Source organism: Salmonella sp. 32020114201800008SM (assembly GCF_017572025.1).
GTDB classification, from domain to species: Bacteria; Pseudomonadota; Gammaproteobacteria; order Enterobacterales; family Enterobacteriaceae; genus Salmonella; species Salmonella enterica.
Window position 1 is genome coordinate 1,053,305 of sequence record NZ_JAGEQM010000001.1, and the last position, 21,326, is coordinate 1,074,630.

A 21,326-nucleotide genomic window follows, 5' to 3' on the forward strand; every position below is an offset into this window, starting at 1 on the left:
TCAGGACTCCAGCGCGATGGCCACCTCGTAACCGTGAGATTTCAGCAGTGAGTGTTTTTTCGCGGCCTCCAGATCGTTCGCCACCATCTCGGAGACCATCTCCGACAGGGTGATTTCCGGTTTCCAGCCCAGTTTCTCATGCGCTTTGGACGGGTCGCCCAGCAGGGTTTCCACTTCCGCCGGACGGAAATAACGCGGATCAACGGCCACAATCACATCCCCCGGTTTCACGCCCGGCGCATCGTGTCCGGTAACGGATACCACGATCCCTTTCTCATTAATGCCTTCGCCTTCAAAGCGCAGTTTTATCCCCAGTTGCGCCGCCGCCAGCTCCACAAACTGGCGCACGGAATACTGCACGCCGGTGGCAATCACGAAATCTTCCGGCTGCTCCTGCTGTAACATCATCCACTGCATCCGCACGTAATCTTTCGCATGACCCCAGTCGCGCAGCGAGTCCATGTTGCCGAGATACAGGCAGGACTCCAGTCCCTGGGCGATATTGGCGATGGCGCGGGTGATCTTACGGGTGACGAAGGTTTCGCCGCGACGCGGGGACTCATGGTTAAACAGAATGCCGTTACAGGCGTAAATACCGTAGGATTCACGGTAGTTGACGGTGATCCAGTAGGCGTACAGTTTCGCCACCGCATAGGGGGAACGCGGGTAGAACGGCGTGGTCTCTTTCTGCGGGATCTCCTGCACCAGACCGTACAGTTCAGAGGTGGAGGCCTGGTAGAACCGCGTTTTCTTTTCAAGACCGAGGAAGCGAATAGCCTCCAGCAGGCGCAGCGTGCCCATCGCATCCACATCGGCGGTATATTCCGGCGACTCAAACGACACCGCCACGTGGCTCATTGCGCCCAGGTTGTAGACCTCATCCGGCTGCACTTCCTGTAAAATGCGGGTCAGGTTGGAGGCGTCGGTCAGGTCGCCATAATGCAGATGAAATTTCGGGTTGCAGCTGTGCGGGTCCTGATAAATATGGTCCACGCGCTCGGTATTAAACGATGACGCGCGGCGCTTGATACCATGCACCTCATACCCTTTTTCCAGCAGAAATTCTGCCAGGTAAGACCCATCCTGTCCGGTTACGCCAGTAATGAGAGCGACTTTTGACATTTTCATTTCCTCAAATAGTCCCGTTAGGGAGTAACTTTCTGAACGCGCTGGCGCGTTACCACTGCGGGATTGCCCCGACAAATCGCATTTGCCGGTAATGATTTAAATACGCTGCTGCGCGCGCCGACGACGGTGCCATGACCTATCATCACGCCGGGCGCGACAAAAACATCGGTTGCCAGCCAACATTTTTCGCCAATAACAATCGGCGCGGCGTTAATATCGAAATGGGCGCTGGTATAATCATGGCTACCGGTACACAAATACCCTTTTTGTGAAATGACCGCATGTGCGCCAATATTAATTTCACCCAACGTATATAACACCGCGTCGTCGCCTACCCAGGCATAATCGCCGACGGTTAATTTCCACGGATAGGTAATTTTTACTGACGGTCGAATAACCACATTCTTTCCAATTTTGGCGCCAAACAGACGCAGCAAAAAGGCTCGCCAGCGATACAATATTTGCGGCGACCCGGCGAATAATGTCGCCTGTACCGCCCACCATAATTGTACTTTTAGCGCATTAGCGCCGCGGAACCCCTTCGGCACCGTAAAGCCGCTAAGATCCTGCATAATAACTCCCGGTGATTAGACTTTGTTATACCGCGCTTTTGTTTTACCCGTCGTTTTCAGACGTAATAAATAGGATAATTGCGCCCAAAAACCTGGCACACGTAATATTTTTCGCTGTACATTTTTTGCATCCTGACATAATTCCAGATTATTCGAGGTTGACACGCCGCCCATCGAAAATTCAGATACCAGTCCGTTAATTCGCCGAAAAGGATAGCCTGCTTTATAAAGACGGGCCGCCAGCGCATAATCTGAAGAGACATGATATTGCAGATCATAAGGATACTTTTTTAACGCTGCCGTCGGGAAAAATATCGCCTGATGGCTGGCTGGCAAACTATGGTAGATATAATACCCGGGTTTAGCCTTCCGGCGTATTTTATGCCCGCCGCCGAAATCCAGCAGCGCGTCGCCAATATACATCGCCTCGCCCTTTTGCCGCGCCAGTTGGCGGACAAACAGCGCGGCATCATCATGGAACGCATCACCGGAATTAAGAAACAGGGTATAGCGCCCCTGCGCCAGCGCAATGCCTTTGTTCATGGCATCATAAATACCGCGATCCTTTTCACTGATAAAACGCAGGTTAAACTCACCGTGACGTTTTTGCAGAAATTCGCGCGTGCCGTCCTCCGAACCGCCATCCACTACGATCCATTCAAATGACAGACCCGGATCGCGCGCCAGATTGCGCAGCGAGCGCCAGGTTTTTACCACCCCTTCGTAATTGCGAAAGGCGACGGTAACGACGCTTAAAAACATGCCACCACCCCGTTATGAAATTTTTAACGCCTTGCGCAAAATGAACGGACAGACGATTAAAAAAGCATATTCCGGGCTAAATATTGAACCGGTAAAAAACAGCGACACCGGCGTAAAAAGATAGAGCTGCACCCGAAAATTACGATTATCGCCAAACGCATTTAGCGCCATTTTTAAAACTTTCCCCATATACCACAGCGTCATTAGCACTGCGAACCAGGAAAAATAAATAATCAGCAGATACAATCCATTGTCTATGGTTTTCCCGACATCCGCACCGTTAAAGATTCCGAATGATGCAACATATTCATAAAGTGAGCCAAATCTGACTACACCATCAATATGGGTCAAGGAATATCCGACCATGACTAACGGGCCCACAATACGATAATAAGAAGATGAGCCTTCCGTCCCTAAATCGCCAAGTCGTGTCGCGATATAAGGAAATGCAATAATTACCCCAACCAAAAACAGGGTTAATGAGACCAGCGCCAGTGGAAGTTTTTTCTTTATCGCATCCTTATTCAAATATTGGAACGCCCACTCCAGAAGGTAAAACAGGATAAAGGTCATTACCCCTGAAAATGATCCTGATAATATTATCCCTGCCAGAATCATAGCATCGCTTTTCGGTGTTTTGATACCAAACTGTTTGATGCTCAGCCAAATTGAGATTAGTGCCAAAGCGAAAAATGCCGGTTCAAAATAAAGCGCAGTGGTACGCTTACCGCCAAATTTTATGAAGTTCAGTACGTAGCTATTACTGTAAATGAGATATTTCGAAATTCCTTCCATAATACTGCTGCCGCCGGTAAGGATAATTTGCGCCATCTCAACCGCGGCGAGCGCGACCACTATACCCACCACCAGATAAAAAAAACGCAAAATCTTTCGGTGGTTATGCGCGGAAATGGTTTTGAATCGGATACTCCAGACCATCCCGATAATGACCACAATATAGACAAACAGCATCGTGGATGTGACATATTTACCGGCATTCAGCGACTGGCCGAACAGGAAGTTAAATGCCGTAAGCCCCGCGCCGATGCCTAAGGCGATCATTAATTTTTTTACGCTAATGCGTTCCACAAATAACAGCAGCAACAGCGGTAAAAAAGTGACGATGGTAATGGGAAAGCTTTCCCCCAGTTGGCCAATCTTGACATTGACCAGTAGGTAGATCAGCGGCAGCAGCAGATAGCTACAGATTCTGATAGAACGAGACATACTCCTCCAGCATCTGTTGACCGCTGTACGCGACGCGGCTACGCATACGAAAGGCGTCCAGCGTGGCGCCAAATACCGCCTGAGCAATCTCTGGCTTACGCCGCTGCGACAGGCGCAGTACATCTGTAGCGGCAAAGGTCTGGCCGCCGGATTTCGCCAGCACCTCCTGCGCCGCCTCGCTGTGGGTGGCGAGCACCGGTACACCGATCGAGAGCGCTTCACACAAGATCAGCGGATAGTTATCGACCCGCGAGCTAAAGACCAGCGCATCCATCTCATTGAGCGCGCTCATTAATTTGCGCTTATCGGTTTCAAAACCGTGATTAACAACGTTTTGGCCGGTAAAAGGCGAAAATTTACCAAAGGTATGCAGTTCAATTTTTTCGCCCAGCGCCATCATGTCGTGTACCAGACGCTGGTCAGTTTTGCCGTCGTAACGCAAGTCATGCGCCACAATGGCAATTCGCGGTTTGCCCGGATTCAGCGGCACAGGTGATAGCTGCGCGAGAATCGCCTCGGTCGCCAGATCGATACCGTTGTTAATAATCTGGCAGCGCCCCGCGCCATAAACGCTGTTAAAGGCCTCGGCCACGTGCTGGCTCGGCGAAATAAACCGGCAGCCCAGCCGCAGCATGTCCCGAAAGCGCTGACGTTTGCCGTCAATAAGCTGGTGCGCCCGATCCACCCTGACCGGCGGATAATTGCTTAGGGTCGGACATTTTTGGCAGCCGCTTTTCCAGCCCTCGCAACCGTCGGTGAAGGCGCAACGCCCGGTAACGCTCCAGTGATCGTGCAGCGTCCAGACCAACGTGACGTCCGGTTTTTGCGCTTTGACTTTTTCGCAAAACGTCACGATGTCCGCCAGGTTTAGCCAGTAACTGTGGAGAACATGAAAATGCAGCACCAGCGGGCCGGATGTCTGGATAACCGTGCGGTAAAGATTGTCGAGATTGCCAAACAGATCGCGATTCAGGAAACGAAATAGCGCGATATTGGCGATTGCCGTGCCGCGCGGCGTCTGTTTTATCACCTGCGGATAGCGGTGGTGACTGACGCTTTTTTTTCCGCCTTTGCCATAACCATAAACAAAATGCGACGTCAGCCCTTTTTGCAGCGCCCGCAGATGGAGATCCAACGCCACTCCCGCCGCGCCGCCTTCCGCCAGCCGTACATTAAATTGCAGAATATTCATGTGCTGACCTTCACCCGTGCTTTTTCTCCCACCACCAGCGCATGGTCCGGAATACTGTCAAGCACCACGCTACCCGCGCCAATCGTGACGTGATTACCAATAGTAATATCGCCAAGCAGGATGACATTCGCCCCCAGCTCAACGCCGTGACCAATCACCGGACAAGCCAGGCTGTCCGCGCCGCGATTGCCAATAGTGACGCCGTGGCGAATGGTAAAATCGTCGCCGGCGACGACATGTTTGTTAATCACTACCGCGTAACCATGATGGATAGTGAACCGCCGACCAATGGTCGCGGCGGCCTGGATTTCATACCCGAACAGGCATTCCGTGATCACGCGATACAGCACCAGCACCGGCGCGGCCCACAGATTATTCAGCACATTCTTTTTGCGCCAGACGGAACAAAAATGAGCGATACGGTAGGCCAGCACCATGCAACAGGGGCGTAAGCTCCAGCTATTCGCGCGTAAGTCTTCCAACATCGTTATCGCCCCCGCAGCCCGGCCGCCAGGCGTTTGCTGTTACGCACGGAGAGCAACGTCAGCAACGTGCGCCAGGTCATTCGCTTATTGCGAATTTGGTACAGGGTAAAAAGCTGGTATTTTTTGCTGGCGCGATCGAATTTATCTTTGTGCTTACGATAAAAATGGAAATAGCCGGAGAACTTTTTCGGCGAAGAGGTAATCTGCATCTCGCCGTGGTTGATATGTAAAATTTGCGTCGCCTCTTCGACTTTCCACGGTTCGCCATACTCCACCACCATGCGCAGAAAAATGTCGTAGTCCTGCGCCGCCTTGAGTTCGGTATCGAACAAACACGCTTTAAAACGCCAGGCCCAGGTAAAAACCTGATTGCCAATAATATTGCGCTTGTAGAATAAGCGGCGCGAATAAGGGGATTTCGGATACAGCGGCAGGCTGGCAGGCTGAGAGTAGACCTCGCCCTCGCACACATAGTCGTTGGCATACAAAAAGGCGTGCGTAGTCAACTGGTGTTTATGGGCCAGAAACACGCTCAGACGGTTTGGCGTCCATTCATCGTCATCATCAATACCGGTAATGTAGTGCCCTTGCGCCTGCATAATGGCCTGGTTGCGAACCGCGCAGGCGCCGGTATTCCTGGCGTTATGAGTATAACGAACGCGCGGGTCGTTCAGCTCCTCAACAAATTGTTGTAGCTGCTGATAAGACGAGGAGCAATCATCCACGATGATCATCTCCCAGTGACGGTAGTCCTGACGTAGTACTGATTTAATCGCCCGGATAGCCAACTGCTGCCTGTTCCAGGTTGGCATATAAATTGAGATCAGCGGATTGTCTGTTGTCATGCTTATTCCCCAGATAGTTTTGCCGCATGGCGCTACGCTTGTCCGGCCTACAGTCTCAGGCCGCGCCATCCGGCACGCCTTATTTTTTATTTGGAATCTGACTGGTATTCATACTCGTAATAGCCATAATCCTGGTAGCCCGTCGCCCGGCGGAAAATGGAGTTGAGAATGACGCCTTTGACCTGAATGCCATTCTGGTCAAAACGGCTCAGACTGGTTTCCACCTCTTTTAAGGTGTTGACGGCATAACGCGCCACCATCAGCGTCGTCCCGGCGTGGCGACCCACAATCGCGGCGTCCGTCACGGCCAGAATCGGCGGCGTGTCGATTAATACCAGGTCGTAGCGGCTGCTTGCCCAGGCGATCAGCTCGCCGAAGCGCTCGCTCATCAGCAGTTCCGATGGATTAGGCGGCACCTGACCGCGCGGAATAAGATCAAAATTAGCAATCGCCGTGGGTTTCGCGCAGGAGGCTATCTCACCTTTGCCCGCCAGAATGTCAGATAAGCCGTCCACGTTATTGGTGCCGAGCAGTTCATGGGTGTAGCCCTTGCGCATATCGCAGTCGATCAGTAATACCCGTTTATGCGTCTGGCTGATGACGGCCGCCAGGTTGGCGCAAACAAAGGTTTTACCGATAGAGGGGCTGACGCCTGTGAGCATGAGTACATTATTTTGCGCCTGCATCATGGCGAAATGCAGGCTGGTGCGCAGGCTGCGAATCGCCTCAATCGCCAGATCGGTCGGATTGCCCACCGCCAACAGTTGGCTCTGCTTATAACGCTTAATCCCTTTAATGGTTTTGACGCTATCGCGCGCTTTTTGCCATTCCGACAGCGGAATACTGGCATAGACGCTGATTCCGTGCTCCTCCAGCGCCTGCGGGCTTTCAATACCGCGATTAAACAGCGAGCGCAGCAGCACGCCGACAATCGATAACATTAATCCCAGAATAATGCTGCCGAGAATAATCAACGCCTTTTTCGGCTTCAGCACGCCCGGCTGGGTAATCGCCGGGTCAACGATGCGCACGTCGCCAACGGTGCTGGCTTCGGTGATTTTCAGCTCCTGCTGTTTATTAAGCAGTTGCATATAAACCTGCTGGCCGGACTCCACATCGCGGGTCAAACGCACAATCTCCTGCTGGGTTTTCGGCATTGCCGTCACCCGCCCGTTCAGTTTGGCTTTTTCATCTTCCAGCGCTTTACGTTTTTCCAGCAGGGTGCGGTAAGCCGGATGCGCTTTGGTAAAGAGCTTGGAAATTTCCGCCTCTTTAAACGTCAACTCATTCAACTGGGCGTCGATATTAACCATCGAATCGAGCACCGCCTTCGCCTCCAGCGGTAAATCCACCGAGTCTTTATCCTGGCGGAAAGCGTTTAGCTTGTTTTCCGCCACATCCAGACGGCTGCGGACTTCCGGCAGTTGTTTTGCCAGAAACGCCAGGCTCTTCCCCGCCTCTTCAGATTTCCGCGCAATATCCTGTTGCAGATAGTTACGGGTAATACTGTTGAGAATTTCGCGGATCTGGTCGCGATCCTCTCCCGTGAACGTCAGGCTCAGAACGCCGGTATCTTTGCCGGTTTCCGTTACGGTGAGGTTATTTTGCAGGTTATTAATCATGCCAAGCGTTGAGAATTTACTCACCGTAAATTCCGTATCAGGACGGGCGTCAATCGCCTCTACCCGCATCGTCACGCCGTCTTTATTGAGTGGCTGGCCCACAACGCCCTGCGCGCTAAATCCGCCGTCGCTAACCAACTGATAACGTTTGTCGCCCAGCACTTTGAGGGTGAAGATCTGTCCGCTCATCGTCTCTGGTCGGGTGAATGTCGTGACTTTCACCATTTCATTCTGACGTCCCATCAGCCGTTCCCACCCGGCGCCAAACAGCGGAAAGGTGTTTTTGGTGACGGCAATATCCAGATCCAGATCGTCAACGGTCTTCCCCAGCACCAGGCGCGATCGAATGAGCTGAATTTCCGCATCGGAAGCCGGCGGCTTATTCGCTAATGCGCTGTTGATATCCTGTACCAGCGAATTACCGGCGTTTTGTTCAATCTGCACCAGCGCATCGGCGCTATAGATGGGCGTGGCGAAGAACGTATAAATTACCGCGCACAGCGCAAATATGGCCGTCGTCCCCAACACCCACCAACGCGCTTCAATCACCGTTCCGACCAGGCGCCCGATATCGATTTCATCGCTACCCGTAACCGCCGCAGATTGTTTTACTTTTTCTGTCATGGTTTTCCCTGCTCTGCATTCAGTGCCTGCGCCCACTGGCGGGCAGACCTTTCCAGTAATGTGTACACCGCCTCAAACGCATCGCGGCTTTTGCGATACGGGTCCGGTATTTCACGCTCGCTGTCCCAATGACCAAACAGCATTACCTTGCCGCGCATTTCCGGCGCAATGTCGCACAGGGCGGCGATGTGACGTTTCTCCATCGTCAGAATCAGGTCATATTCCCGGCACAGACGCGCGGAAATTTGCCTTGCGCAGTGATTTTCCAAAGACAGATCGTGGGCGCTCGCCACGCTCGCCGCCGCAGGATCGGCGCCTTTGCCGACCAGCGCGCCTAACCCGGCGGACGCTACCGTCAGCGAAGGATGAAAGCGCTTTAGCAAACGTTCTGCCGTCGGGGAACGGCAAACATTCCCCACACAGACCACTAAGATTTTGTTAAACATAACGATTACCAGGAATGAATGTCGCTGGCCGTATCCGTCATATAACGGACACCGCTAATGGTCGGCAGCAACTGATTGATCAGACGGTTCCAGCGAGCAACCGGCGCGGTCGTGACGTACACCACATCGTAAGGCTGAAGTCGGAATTCCGTCGCCATCACCAATGACGTGGCGTCAGACATATCAAGCTGGTAGATATTGGCGATCTTGCCGCCGCGTCCCCCCTCGCCTTTCAACGGACGAATCACAAAAATGCCGCTGGCGTTGGAGGTGGTCAGATCGATGCCTTCCGCATTGCCTAATGCTTCGGTGAGCGTCATGCCGCTGAAATCCATTTTGAGGGTGCTCTGTTTTTTCACTTCGCCCATGACAAAGACTTTCAGATCGTCATTGCGCGGCACATACAGAATGTCGCCAGGGTAGAGCAAGCGGTTCTGGCTAAGATCGCCATTTTGCATCAGCGCCTGTAGCGAAATGCGCTGTTCTTTGCCGTTGTGCGTCAACACGACGTTGCGCCAGTCCGCCATATCGGTCAGGCCGCCCGCAGCGTTAATCGCATCCAGGACGGTTAGCGGTACGTTAGTAATGGCCTGCTGACCGGATTTATTCACCTGGCCGGAGATGTACGCTTTTTGCGAGCGGAAAGCGGCGATATTGACATCCACCTGCGGGTCCGCGATGTACTTCGCTAAACGCCCGGTAATATCGCTGCGAATCTCTGACAAAGTTTTACCGACGACGCTAACCTTGCCAATGTAGGGATAAAACATGGTGCCGTCCGGCTGTACCCAGTTGCCGGTATCGCTTGAGCTACGGTACTGGCCCGCTGGCGTGGTCAATTCCGGGTGATCCCAGACGGTGACATTCAGCACATCGCCAGGCCCGACGCGATACTGATAGCTGGCGATCTCCTGGTCCAGCGACATATTCGGTTGCGCGACATTGGGCCGCGGGCGTAATTGCTCAACCAGCCGTGGCGTCAGCGGATACACATTGACCATCCGGTCGAGATCAAAGTCAGCGTCTTGCTGTTTGATCACATCTTTCCCCATCGTAGACATATTGCTGCCCGGAAGTACTGTGCAACCACTTATCAAGCTGAGCGACGCCAATAATGGCATCAATTTCATTTTGGATTTCATCATTGATTATTTATCACTTTGGCAGAGTCATTATCCTGTGCAATTTAAATAGCGGCTTCGTCCGTGCACATTTACCTTGCAGTTAATGGCAGAGAAAATTAACTGGCATCATTCTGAAAAAAAATCAATTCATCCGCAGGCTATTGACAGAATAATAAAGGCTTATATTCAGGCTTTCAGGCACGCTACCGCCCCTGGCTTCTTAGCTACCAATACACTGATTATTCTAAATTTTCGCATTCCCCTCCGATTTCATCCTCGTTCAGATAAAAATCTTCAGCGAAATAAAGGTTACGTATTAATAGTTTTCTCGATGTCGTGACAGGATATTTAAGAGCGCTATCTTAATCCTGCAAGAATTGTTGCAGCTAACCTAATGACAGGCAAGGTAACAAACCCGCCATTCTATATTTTTAAGATTAATATTAAATGAATTAACAGATGATTTTAGGATTTTATTGATGTTGACAATATTTATTTACTTCACTCCGCCTGCGATATTTCCTAAATATATTCTTGACATTATTTAGTTTCCGACAGAAACATTACGGCTATTTTAAAGTTATTTTATAGCCGCGTAACAAAGATAAATTGCTCTGCGGCATTGCATTTTTCCGCCGTATTATCCATGATCGAATTGTGACAATTGTCATATTACAGAAGGTATTGCTCTTACTATGGAATGGATTGCCGATCCGTCAATCTGGGCCGGACTGGTAACGTTAATCGTTATCGAACTTGTTCTCGGCATTGATAACCTGGTCTTTATTGCCATCCTCGCTGAAAAACTACCGCCGGGGCAGCGCGACCGCGCGCGCATTACCGGCCTGATACTGGCGATGATCATGCGCCTGCTGCTGCTGGCGTCAATCTCGTGGCTGGTCACCTTGACTAAGCCGCTCTTTAGCGTACAGGCGTTAAGCTTCAGCGCCCGCGATCTGATTATGCTGTTCGGCGGCTTCTTCCTGCTCTTTAAAGCCACCATGGAGCTCAACGAACGGCTGGAAGGGAAAGATAGCGCCAACCCTACCCAGCGTAAGGGGGCGAAATTCTGGGCGGTGGTCGCGCAAATCGTGGTGCTGGACGCTATCTTTTCTCTCGACTCCGTGATTACCGCCGTGGGGATGGTCGATCACCTGGCGGTCATGATGGCGGCCGTGATAATCGCCATTAGCCTGATGCTGCTCGCCAGCAAGTCACTGACCCGATTTGTGAACAACCATCCCACCATTGTCATTTTGTGCCTTAGCTTCCTGCTAATGATCGGCTTTAGCCTGGTGGCGGAAGGGTTTGGTTTCCACATTCCGAAAGGGTATCTGTATGCGGCTATCGGCTTCTCGGTGATGATCGAGGCGCTCAACCAACTGGCTATTTTTAACCGCCGCCGTTTTCTTTCCGCTAACCATACGCTGCGCCAGCGCACAACGGAGGCCGTGATGCGGCTGATTAGCGGTAAAAAAGAGGATGCCGAACTGGATGCGGAAACCGCCGCGATGCTGGCAGACCATGACGACAGCCAGATTTTTAATCCGCAGGAGCGCAGGATGATTGAGCGGGTGCTGAATCTCAACCAGCGCACCGTAAGTAGCATCATGACGTCGCGTCACGATATCGAGCATATCGATCTCAACGCGCCGGAAGCGGAAATCCGCGCTCTGCTGGAAAAGAACCAGCATACGCGTCTGGTCGTGACGGGTGAAAATGAACAGGAAGATTTACTCGGCGTCGTCCACGTCATCGATCTGTTGCAACAATCGCTGCGCGGCGAACCGCTCAACCTGCGGGCGCTGATTCGCCAACCGCTGGTTTTCCCGGAAACATTGCCGCTGCTGCCTGCGCTGGAGCAGTTCCGTAACGCCAGAACCCATTTTGCCTTTGTCGTAGATGAGTTTGGCTCGGTTGAAGGCATTGTGACATTAAGCGATGTCATGGAGACTATCGCCGGTAATCTGCCGAATGAAGTCGAGGAAATTGACGCCCGCCACGATATTCAGAAGAACCCGGACGGTTCCTGGACAGCAAACGGCCATATGCCGCTGGAGGATTTGGTGCAGTACGTGCCGCTACCGCTGGATGAAAAACGGGAATACCATACGATTGCCGGATTATTGATGGAATATTTGCAACGCATACCGCAAACCGGTGAAGAGGTTCAGGTGGGCGATTATTTGCTGAAAACATTGCAGGTAGAAAGCCATCGAGTGCAGAAAGTGCAGTTAATTCCGCTGCATAACGGCGAGCCAGACCAGGAGATGTAACGTCTGTTCGCCTGCCCCGGCCTGCTTACCAGGCAGGCCGGAGGCGCGTTAGCCTCGCCATCCGGCTCTGCCCTTTGGCCAAAAACTACAGCTTATTCAGCAGCTTCTTCACATCTTTACCGTTGCGGGTATCTTTATTGCGATCCGCCCAGTCATTGAGCCGACGCTTCGCCTCATCCTGTAAATGCTTACGCAATAACTGATCCACTTGCAGGGTATAGTTCAGCTCCTGCCACTTGCCATAGACGCGCAACGGCACCGGCGTCTCTTTCAGGAAGGTGATCAGGTTGCTATCGCCGTTCCAGCCGCCCAGCACACGCAGATTAAATTGTGTATCACAGCTCTGCTTAACCAGATCCAGCGTTCCGCTGCCGGTTAACGCCAGCATAGAAGATTGCCCGACCATGTCGTCGAGTGTCAGCGTGCCCTTATTTAGCGTCAGATCGGTCGTGAAGCGATCCAGTCGGGTCGCGTTGTCCATATTTTCCTGCGACTGCTGCGCGTCGCCGCCGCTTCGCTCTACGGCCTGCTGCACCAGTTGCTGGAAATTCATTCCTTCGAGGCGCGTATTGCTCATGTCAACATGCGCTTTTCCTTTCCAGCTGTGGCGAAATGCCTCCGCGTCAATATCCGCCCCGGAGAAATCGCCAACCAGCGACATCTTACCGGTCAGGCTAATCGGATAATTGAAGGCTTTCAGGATAGTCCCAATCTCAACATGGTTGAGGCGAGGGTGGAATTCGATGCGCGGACTGGCGGTGCGGGCGTCCAGCGTGCCGGGCAGCGACATCTCTCCGTCGGCCAGTTTCCCCTGCAACTCGGTGATATCCAGCAATCCGGCCTGATTAGACATCTTCGTCGAAACCTGGGTAAAGTCCATTCCCCGCCAGCGAACTGAATCCGCCTGTAAAACAATCTCCGCCGTAAAGCTTTGCAGCCCCTGATAAGGCGGCGCACCAACACGCGACGCGATAACTGGCCTGGTCAGGGGGAGCGTATTTTGCCCCTGCGACACCGCGCCGCCCGTCTGTGCCACGGCGCTATGATGCGGCAACAGGTTGTCCAGATTAAGCTTGCTGGACCGGAGGTCAATTTGCCATTCCGGCTGCTCCGCCAGCGTTACCTGAACATGCCCGGTCAGCGAACTGTCATTCGCCGTTAAATTTAAGTGGTTAAATGAAAGACGTTTTTGCGCCTCCTGCCACTGCGCCTGCAATTGTCCCTGCCCCTCAATCCCCTGCGCCGGTAGATCCGCGCCCTGCAATTGCCAGCGCAGTTGCTCAATACCCGCGGTTAAATTATGCGGATAATCGGAAGCATCCACCGTTCCGCTGAACGATAAAGCAAGATCCCGCTGATCGCGGTTCACGCGTCCCGAAAAATCAAACGTGCCGCGATGCTCGGCATCTTGTTCCATATTCAGACGAATATCGCGCACCGTGACCTGATCATCATTTTCATGCTGGAAAACCAGCACGCTGTCGGCAACGCGCAGGCTACGAATATCAAACGACCAGCCGCGATCTTCCGCTACGTCCGGCAAGGTATTATCTTTCGGCGCGACCGGCGCATCATCACTGCGTACCGCTTCCGTTTGCGGCGTCAATTGAATCACCCCGCCTTTCAGCATCACCTGCTTAACATGAAGCTGATGACTCAACAGCGGCCATAAAGCGACATCCAGGCGCATATTGTCAGCCCGCACCAGCGGTTCGCTGGCGCCTCGCGCCGTTAGCGTCATTCGCCCGGAAAGGATGCTGAGTTGCGGCCATACGTGCCAACGCAGCGGCCCGTCCAGTTGCAACTGATATTCACTACGCGCGGCAACCTGCTGCACCATATAGGCGCGGAAATCATTCGGATTGACCAACAATACCAACGCAGAGAATCCGGCCACCAGCACGACCAGGAGAATCATCAGCGTCGTCAGAAATCGTCTCATGCTACCCTCAATGGACCGGCAGTATTGCGCCGAATGGCTCAGTCTTTATCAATCCGGCTGGCAACAGCGCCCTGCTGATCGCGATATTTGGCATCCTGACGGCGGTTATAAGGCCGCGCCGCCGGGCCGGACAGCGGCTCAAAGCTCAGCGCGCCGATGAGCATACCCGGACGCAACGCCAGCGGCAGCTTCCCGGAGTTGTAAAACTCAAGCACAATGCAGCCCGACCAGCCGGGATCGATACGGTGCGCCGTCACATGCACCATCAATCCCAGACGCGCCAGCGAGGAGCGACCATCCAGCCAGCCCACTAAATCCGGCGGCAGGGTAACGGATTCAAAGGTGACGGCCAGCGCCAACTCGCCCGGATGCAGATAAAATGCCTCGCCGTCCGGCAAAACGATTTCATCGCTCATCACGCGATCCAGCGCCGCGCTGACCTCGTCTTTCGGCCCGCTCAGATCGATAAACGCCGCCGTATGGCCACGGAAGGTTCGAAATTTATTGCCAAGACGTACATCGACCGTCGCGCCGTTAATGCGCTCTACGGGAGGTCGCGGGGTGATAGACAAACGGCCTTCATCCAGCCAGGCTTCAATATCTCGGTCGCATAAACGCATGGCACTTTCTCCTTTCGCGCATCAAGCCCTTAAATCAAGCACATCAAGGGCTAACCAGGTTATCACTGAACGGTACACAATTCGCCAGATTTATTCAAAGAACTGGCTGATTTTCGCTTTCAGAATATCAATAGCGATGCGGTTTTTACCGCCGCGCGGCACGATAATATCCGCATATTGTTTGGAAGGCTCAATAAATTGCAGGAACATCGGACGCACCGTTTTCTGATATTGCGCCATCACCGAATCCATTGAGCGACCACGCTCGTTCACATCGCGTTTGATACGGCGCATCAAACAGATATCCAGCGGCGTATCGACAAAAATAGAGAAGTTCATCTCTTCACGCAAACGCGCGTCGGTCAGTAACAGAATACCTTCAAGAATAATCACTTTCTTCGGTTCTACGCGAACCGTTTCCTGCATACGGGTATGCTCAACATAACTGTATACCGGTAATTCAATCGCCGAACCGCGCTTGAGCGCCTGAAGATGCTGAAATAGCAGGCTGTGATCCATCGCATTCGGATGGTCATAGTTAGTTTTTACGCGTTCTTCCATCGACAGATGGCTTTGATCTTTGTAATAACTGTCTTCGGGAATAACGCCAATATGTTCGTCACCCACTTGTTCACGCAATTCGCGGTAAAGGGTACTGGCAATAAGACTCTTGCCGGAAGCCGATGCGCCAGCGATACCGATAATGACGCACTGATGAGACTGATCAGTCATAAATTTAGCGACCTGATTAACCTGGATGTAAGGAAGGGGGGCGCCGAAACGCCAAACGCGGCAATTATAGGGATTTCAGCAGCGCGATACCAGTCCGGCGCTATGCCACGGTGAATTTGTTGGCGGCGCATTCGACGTCGCGACGTAAAAGCGTTCAGTTTTAACGCGGGCAGCGGTTTTATCGACCCGTCTGGAGGAGGAATACGCCGGGAGCCACAATTTATATTCAGCCAGCGTATAAATCATTACGCGTTTATACTAGCATAATCACAGAGTAAACTGACGCGTCCGGTATTCCGCGACGTTACCGGCGATTCGGATAGAGTGGTAATGAGTAAACCATCCCAACATGTTTTCGTTACCGTCCCCCACCCGCTATTGCGTCTGGTCAGTTTAGGCCTGGTCGCGTTTGTCTTTACGCTCTTTTCGCTCGTATTATCGCGTGTCGGCACCCAACTCGCGCCGCTGTGGTTCCCCACCTCCATTATGATGGTCGCGTTTTACCGCCATGCGGGCCGTCTGTGGCCAGGGATCGCGGTCGCCTGCTCGCTCGGCAGCATCGGCGCCTCACTGACTTTATTTCCTGCCGCCTCGCTTAACTTTAGCTGGACGGCAATAAATATTATCGAGGCGGCCACTGGCGCGATACTGCTGCGAAAACTGCTCCCCAGCTACAACCCCTTACAAAATTTGAATGACTGGTTTCGTCTGGCTATCGGCAGCGCCGTGATTCCGCCGCTACTCGGCGGCCTGTTATTTTGGCTAATAGCGCCGGAAGCGGTCGCCTCGAAAGCGTTTCTGATTTGGGTATTATCGGAAGCCATCGGCGCGCTGACGCTGGTGCCGTTAGGTTTACTGTTTAAACCACACTATCTGTTGCGTCATCGCGACCCGCATCTGTTGCTGGAAACGCTATTGACGCTGGTCATTACGCTGGCGCTAAGCTGGCTCGCTATGCGCTATATTCCGTGGCCGTTTACGTGCGTTATCGTCCTGTTGATGTGGAGTGCGGTGCGCCTGCCGCGAATGGAGGCGTTTTTAATTTTTTTAGCTACCGTTATCGTGGTCTCGCTCATGCTGGCCAATGACCCCACGCTGCTCGCCACGCCGAAAACCGACGTGATGGTCAATATGCCGTGGCTGCCTTTTTTAATGATCCTGCTGCCTGCCAATATGATGACGATGGTGATGTACGCGTTTCGCACGGAGCGTAAACATATCACCGAGAGCGAATCCCGCTTTCGCAACGCGATGGAGTATTCCGCCATTGGTATGGCGCTGGTCGGTACGGAGGGTCAGTGGCTACAGGTCAATAAATCTCTGAGCCATTTTCTTGGCTATAGCCAGGATGAATTACGCACGATGACATTTCAGCAATTGACCTGGCCGGAAGACCTGAATAACGACCTTGAACAGCTAAACATGCTGGTGCGCGGCGACATCAACAGCTATTCCATGGAAAAACGCTACTACACCCGCAACGGCGATGTCGTCTGGGCGCTGCTGGCCGTCTCACTGGTTCGTCATAAAGACAATAAACCTCTCTATTTTATTGCTCAGATTGAAGACATTAACGATCTCAAGCAAAGCGAGCAGGAAAACCAGCGGTTGATGGAGCGTATTACACAGGCGAACGAGGCGCTGTTTCAGGAAAAAGAACGGTTGCACATCACGCTTGACTCTATCGGAGAAGCGGTGGTGTGTATTGATGTCGCGATGAATATCACCTTTATGAACCCGATCGCCGAGAAGATGAGCGGCTGGCGGCAAGAGGATGCTTTAGGCGCGCCATTATTAACGGTTCTGCGCATTACGTCAGGTAATAAGGGGCCGCTGCTGGAGGATATTTATCGCGCCGACAGGTCGCGATCGGACATGGAACAGGAGATAGTGCTCCATTGTCATAACGGCGGTAGCTACGATATTCATTACAGTATCACGCCGCTCAGTACGCTTGACGGCGATAAGATTGGTTCGGTTCTGGTTATCCAGGACGTTACCGAATCACGAAAAATGTTACGCCAGCTCAGCTACAGCGCAACGCATGACGCCCTCACCCATCTTGCCAACCGCGCCAGTTTTGAAAAGCAGCTTCAACAGCGCCTGCAAACAATACAGGAATCGCCTCAACATCATGCGCTGGTGTTTATCGATCTGGACCGTTTTAAAGCGGTTAACGACAGCGCGGGACATGCCGCTGGCGATGCCTTATTGCGCGAGCTCGCGTCACTGATGCTCAGTATGCTTCGATCCGGCGATCTCCTGGCCCGTCTGGGTGGCGATGAGTTTGGCCTGTTGCTGCCGGATTGTAATAGTGACAGCGCGCGCTTTATCGCGACGCGGCTTATCAACGCCATTAATGAATATCACTTTATGTGGGAAGGACGCCTGCATCGGATCGGCGCCAGCGCCGGGATCACAATGATAAATGAACATAACTGCCAGCTCACAGAGGTCGTGTCTCAGGCCGATATTGCCTGCTACGCCGCGAAAAATAGCGGTCGAGGCCGTCTGACCGTGTACGAACCGCAGCACGCATTAACCTCCTCAAAGGGAATGATGCCGCTGGAAGAACAGTGGCATATGATTAAAAATAACCACCTGCTGATGCTTGCCAGAAACGTCGCGCCGCCGCGTACGCCGGAGGCCACCAGCTTTTGGCTGGTCTCACTCAGGCTGTGGACCAGCGAAGGGGAAGTGTTGGAAGAGCGCGCGTTCCGGGCAGGGTTAGCCGACCCCGCGCTGCATCACGCGCTTGACCGACGGGTATTCCATGAGTTTTTCCACCATGCGGCGACCGCCGTCGCCAGCAAGGGATTAAGCGTTGCGCTGCCGCTGTCCGCCGCAGGATTATACAGCGCGACCCTTATTGATGAGCTGCTGGAACAACTGGAGCATAGCCCACTACCGCCACGGTTATTACACCTGATTATCCCGGCTGACGTTATCGTTAAGCAGGCGCAGACCGCCGCTGCGACTCTGCGAAAACTGCGGCAACGCGGCTGCCAGGTTATTCTCAGCCATGTCGGGCGCGATTTACAGCTGTTTAATTTACTGCCCCCGCATATCGTCGATTATTTACTGCTGGATAGCGACCTTATCGCCAACGTTCATGAGAGTTTAATGGATGAAATGCTGACCTCGATCATCCAGGGACACGCCCAGCATCTGGACATCAAAACGCTCGCCGGGCCGGTACAAAACCCACAGGTGCTGGATACGCTCTCCCGTATTGGCGTGGATCTGATTTATGGCGACACTATCGCCGAAGCGCAACCGCTGGATTTATTACTGAATACCAGCTATTTCGCTATCCATTGACGGTTGCCAGCCGTGGGTATACCAGATATGCAGTAGCGCGTAGGAACGCCACGGTTTCCAGCGCTCCGCGTAGCGACGGATCTGCGCGGCCGTCATCCCGGCGAAGCGCTGCTTAATTAAGTAATCATCGGGTAAAAAGATATCTTTTGCCTGCCAACCGCGCAGGGCGAAATAGTTCGCCGTCCAGCGGCCAATTCCCGGAAACGTTTGTAAATTTTTAACGCTCTGCTCAATATCCGGCGGCGCGGCGAGCGCCAGTTTTCCCGCCAGCGTCGCCTGCGCCAGATGAATCAGCGCTTCGGCGCGCCGCAGCGGCATCCCCAGAGCTTTAAGCGCCAGCGGATCGGCCAACGCCAGCGTTTCCGGACCGGGAAAACAGACATAATCGGGCGCATCCGGCAACGCCTCGCCATAGCGGCGCGCCACTTTCGCCGTCAACCTGGCCGCCATCGCAACACTCACCAGTTGCCCCAGTATCGCCCGCACGCCTTGTTCAAACGTATCAACCGATCCCGGTAAACGCAGCCCCGGTCTGTCCTCGCCCAGTGGCCCCAGCACGGCGGCAACCTGCGCGGGCTGGCAGTCAAGATCAAACAGACGCGAAACCTTCGCCAGACACGCCGGCGCGACGGGAAGTAATCCGGCGCTCACGCTGACCTGCACAGTGTGGGTGGGCAGATGGGGGCTCACGATGATCAGTCCGCGATGCTCGCCCACCACCAGGCTGCGCGCATAAAAGCCCTCGCCTACCGTTTCCACGCCGTCCACCGCACGCGCGGCAAGAAAGCCCAACATCCACGACCAGTCGTAAGGCGGCTGCCAGCTCAGGGTAAACATACTTTTCTCCTTTATTTGACCTTTCAGCATAAACGCTAATCGCACGTAACGCCTTGCTTTCATATTCCAGTTGTCGCCGCGACGACATTTCGCTAAAGTCACGCCCCTTCTTCACTGGCATGGGGATTTTAAGGTGTTTATCGGATTTGATTACGGTACGGCAAACTGCTCGGTCGCCATTATGCGCGACGGGCATCCACAGTTGCTGACAATGGAGAATAACAGCGCATTACTGCCGTCTATGCTGTGCGCGCCGACGCGCGAAGCGGTGAGCGAGTGGCTGTATCGCCATCATGATGTGCCGGCAACGGACGAAGAAACCCAGGCGCTGCTACGCCGCGCGATACGCTACAACCGCGAGGAAGATATTGAGGTTGGCGCGCAAAGCGTACAGTTTGGTCTGGCGTCGCTGGCGCACTATATTGACGATCCCCAGGAGGTCTGGTTTGTCAAATCGCCGAAATCCTTTTTAGGCGCCAGCGGCCTGAAACCGCAGCAGGTCGCGTTGTTTGAAGATTTGGTCTGCGCCATGATGGTACATATTCGTCATACGGCGCACAGCCAATTGCCGGAGGCCATTACCCAGGCAGTGATCGGTCGCCCGATCAACTTTCAGGGACTGGGCGGCGATGACGCGAACCGCCAGGCGCAGGGTATTCTGGAGCGGGCGGCAAAACGCGCCGGTTTTCAGGAGGTGGTATTCCAGTACGAACCGGTCGCTGCGGGCCTGGACTACGAGGCTACGCTGCGGGAAGAAAAGCGTGTGCTGGTCGTGGATATTGGCGGCGGCACCACCGACTGTTCCATGCTGCTGATGGGGCCGCAGTGGCGTCAGCGCGCCGATCGTGAAAACAGCCTGTTGGGGCACAGCGGTTGCCGCGTGGGCGGAAACGATCTGGATATCGCGCTGGCCTTTAAAAATCTGATGCCTTTGCTGGGCATGGGCGGCGAAACCGAAAAAGGTATCGCCCTACCGGTGCTGCCGTGGTGGAACGCCGTCGCGATTAACGACGTCCCGGCGCAAAGCGATTTTTACAGTAGCGCGAATGGTCGTCTGTTGAACGATTTGGTTCGCAACGCGCGTGAAGCAGACAAGGTCGCGTTGCTGCTCAAGGTCTGGCGTCAGCGGCTTAGCTACCGCCTGGTACGCTGCGCGGAAGAGAGCAAAATCGCCCTTTCCGGCCAGGCGGATGTTACGGCGAGGCTGCCATTTATCAGCGACGACCTGGCGGTCGCTATCAGCCAGCAAGGACTGGAAGCGGCGCTGGATCAACCGCTGACGCGCATTCTGGAACAGGTGCAACTGGCGCTGGACAGCGCGCAGGAAAAACCGGATGTCATCTATCTGACCGGCGGCAGCGCCCGTTCGCCATTGATTAAAAAAGCGCTTTCCGAACAGCTACCGGGCATACCCGTCGCTGGCGGCGATGATTTCGGCTCCGTCACCGCAGGACTGGCGCGCTGGGCGGAGGTCGTTTTCCGCTAAGCGCCTCGCAAGCCCAGCGCTGATGGATTGACATTATTTTTGATGTGGCTTAACGTCAGGAGTGAGGGTAAGGGAGGATTCCTCC

At 53.6% G+C, this 21,326-nt stretch carries 17 protein-coding genes; 3 read left to right on the forward strand and 14 right to left on the reverse strand.

Features of this window, described 5'->3' with window-relative positions; all coding sequences use genetic code 11:
* The 10 genes from gmd to J4613_RS05460 form a co-directional block, all read right to left on the reverse strand.
* Positions 1-1,122, reverse strand: a complete 1,122-nt coding sequence (gene gmd, locus J4613_RS05415) for a GDP-mannose 4,6-dehydratase (RefSeq protein WP_000048160.1) — start codon at positions 1,120-1,122, stop codon at positions 1-3.
* A gap of 23 nt (positions 1,123-1,145) precedes the next feature.
* Positions 1,146-1,700 carry a colanic acid biosynthesis acetyltransferase WcaF gene (gene wcaF / locus J4613_RS05420; protein WP_001153601.1) on the reverse strand — a complete coding sequence of 185 codons (555 nt, stop codon included), beginning with the start codon at positions 1,698-1,700 and terminating at the stop codon, positions 1,146-1,148.
* Positions 1,701-1,715: 15 nt separating this feature from the next.
* Complete coding sequence (gene wcaE, locus J4613_RS05425; protein WP_000480132.1) at positions 1,716-2,462, reverse strand: colanic acid biosynthesis glycosyltransferase WcaE; 747 nt, start codon at positions 2,460-2,462, stop codon at positions 1,716-1,718.
* 12 nt (positions 2,463-2,474) lie between these two features.
* Positions 2,475-3,689 (reverse strand): colanic acid polymerase WcaD, encoded by a 1,215-nt coding sequence (gene wcaD / locus J4613_RS05430; RefSeq protein ID WP_023210703.1) that lies wholly within the window; start codon positions 3,687-3,689, stop codon positions 2,475-2,477.
* On the reverse strand, positions 3,664-4,881 hold the full coding sequence (gene wcaC, locus J4613_RS05435) for a colanic acid biosynthesis glycosyltransferase WcaC (RefSeq protein WP_023194013.1): 1,218 nt from the start codon (positions 4,879-4,881) through the stop codon (positions 3,664-3,666). Before wcaC ends, wcaD begins: the two co-directional genes overlap by 26 nt.
* Positions 4,878-5,366, reverse strand: coding sequence for a colanic acid biosynthesis acetyltransferase WcaB (wcaB, locus tag J4613_RS05440; RefSeq protein ID WP_000888724.1), 489 nt, complete (start codon positions 5,364-5,366; stop codon positions 4,878-4,880). The genes wcaC and wcaB overlap by 4 nt, the downstream gene beginning before the upstream one ends.
* Before the next feature lie 2 nt (positions 5,367-5,368).
* The gene (wcaA, locus tag J4613_RS05445) at positions 5,369-6,211 is read right to left on the reverse strand and encodes a colanic acid biosynthesis glycosyltransferase WcaA (protein ID WP_000205695.1); all 843 of its coding nucleotides are present in this window, start codon (positions 6,209-6,211) and stop codon (positions 5,369-5,371) included.
* An 86-nt stretch (positions 6,212-6,297) separates the two neighbouring features.
* Positions 6,298-8,457 (reverse strand): tyrosine-protein kinase Wzc, encoded by a 2,160-nt coding sequence (gene wzc, locus J4613_RS05450; RefSeq protein ID WP_020437420.1) that lies wholly within the window; start codon positions 8,455-8,457, stop codon positions 6,298-6,300.
* Positions 8,454-8,903: a low molecular weight protein-tyrosine-phosphatase Wzb gene (gene wzb / locus J4613_RS05455; protein WP_000482224.1), complete on the reverse strand. Its 450-nt coding sequence runs from the start codon at positions 8,901-8,903 to the stop codon at positions 8,454-8,456. Before wzb ends, wzc begins: the two co-directional genes overlap by 4 nt.
* Before the next feature lie 5 nt (positions 8,904-8,908).
* Positions 8,909-10,048 (reverse strand): polysaccharide export protein, encoded by a 1,140-nt coding sequence (locus J4613_RS05460; protein ID WP_000978077.1) that lies wholly within the window; start codon positions 10,046-10,048, stop codon positions 8,909-8,911.
* Between the two features lie 674 nt (positions 10,049-10,722).
* Here J4613_RS05460 and J4613_RS05465 point away from each other — a divergent pair.
* On the forward strand, positions 10,723-12,303 hold the full coding sequence (locus tag J4613_RS05465) for a TerC family protein (RefSeq protein ID WP_000454713.1): 1,581 nt from the start codon (positions 10,723-10,725) through the stop codon (positions 12,301-12,303).
* Between the two features lie 85 nt (positions 12,304-12,388).
* Here the strand turns inward: J4613_RS05465 and asmA are convergent, their stop codons facing one another.
* The 3 genes from asmA to udk all read right to left on the reverse strand — a co-directional run bounded on the left by asmA (position 12,389) and on the right by udk (position 15,597).
* A complete protein-coding gene (gene asmA, locus J4613_RS05470) occupies positions 12,389-14,245 on the reverse strand; it encodes an outer membrane assembly protein AsmA (RefSeq protein WP_021294058.1) in 1,857 nt (618 codons plus the stop codon).
* A 38-nt stretch (positions 14,246-14,283) separates the two neighbouring features.
* Positions 14,284-14,865 (reverse strand): dCTP deaminase, encoded by a 582-nt coding sequence (gene dcd / locus J4613_RS05475; RefSeq protein ID WP_001234783.1) that lies wholly within the window; start codon positions 14,863-14,865, stop codon positions 14,284-14,286.
* A gap of 90 nt (positions 14,866-14,955) precedes the next feature.
* Entirely contained in the window at positions 14,956-15,597 is a 642-nt protein-coding gene (udk, locus tag J4613_RS05480; RefSeq protein ID WP_000132082.1) for a uridine kinase, read from the reverse strand.
* A gap of 330 nt (positions 15,598-15,927) precedes the next feature.
* Here udk and J4613_RS05485 point away from each other — a divergent pair, with 330 nt between their 5' ends.
* Entirely contained in the window at positions 15,928-18,918 is a 2,991-nt protein-coding gene (locus J4613_RS05485) for an MASE1 domain-containing protein (protein WP_023197841.1), read from the forward strand.
* Here J4613_RS05485 and alkA read toward each other — a convergent pair.
* Positions 18,886-19,755, reverse strand: a complete 870-nt coding sequence (alkA, locus tag J4613_RS05490; protein ID WP_023197840.1) for a DNA-3-methyladenine glycosylase 2 — start codon at positions 19,753-19,755, stop codon at positions 18,886-18,888. The two genes, J4613_RS05485 and alkA, sit on opposite strands and share 33 nt — an antisense overlap.
* A gap of 133 nt (positions 19,756-19,888) precedes the next feature.
* On the opposite strand from alkA, the gene yegD reads away from it, so the two are divergent.
* Complete coding sequence (yegD, locus tag J4613_RS05495; protein WP_000469629.1) at positions 19,889-21,241, forward strand: molecular chaperone; 1,353 nt, start codon at positions 19,889-19,891, stop codon at positions 21,239-21,241.
* Positions 21,242-21,326 lie beyond the last annotated feature (85 nt).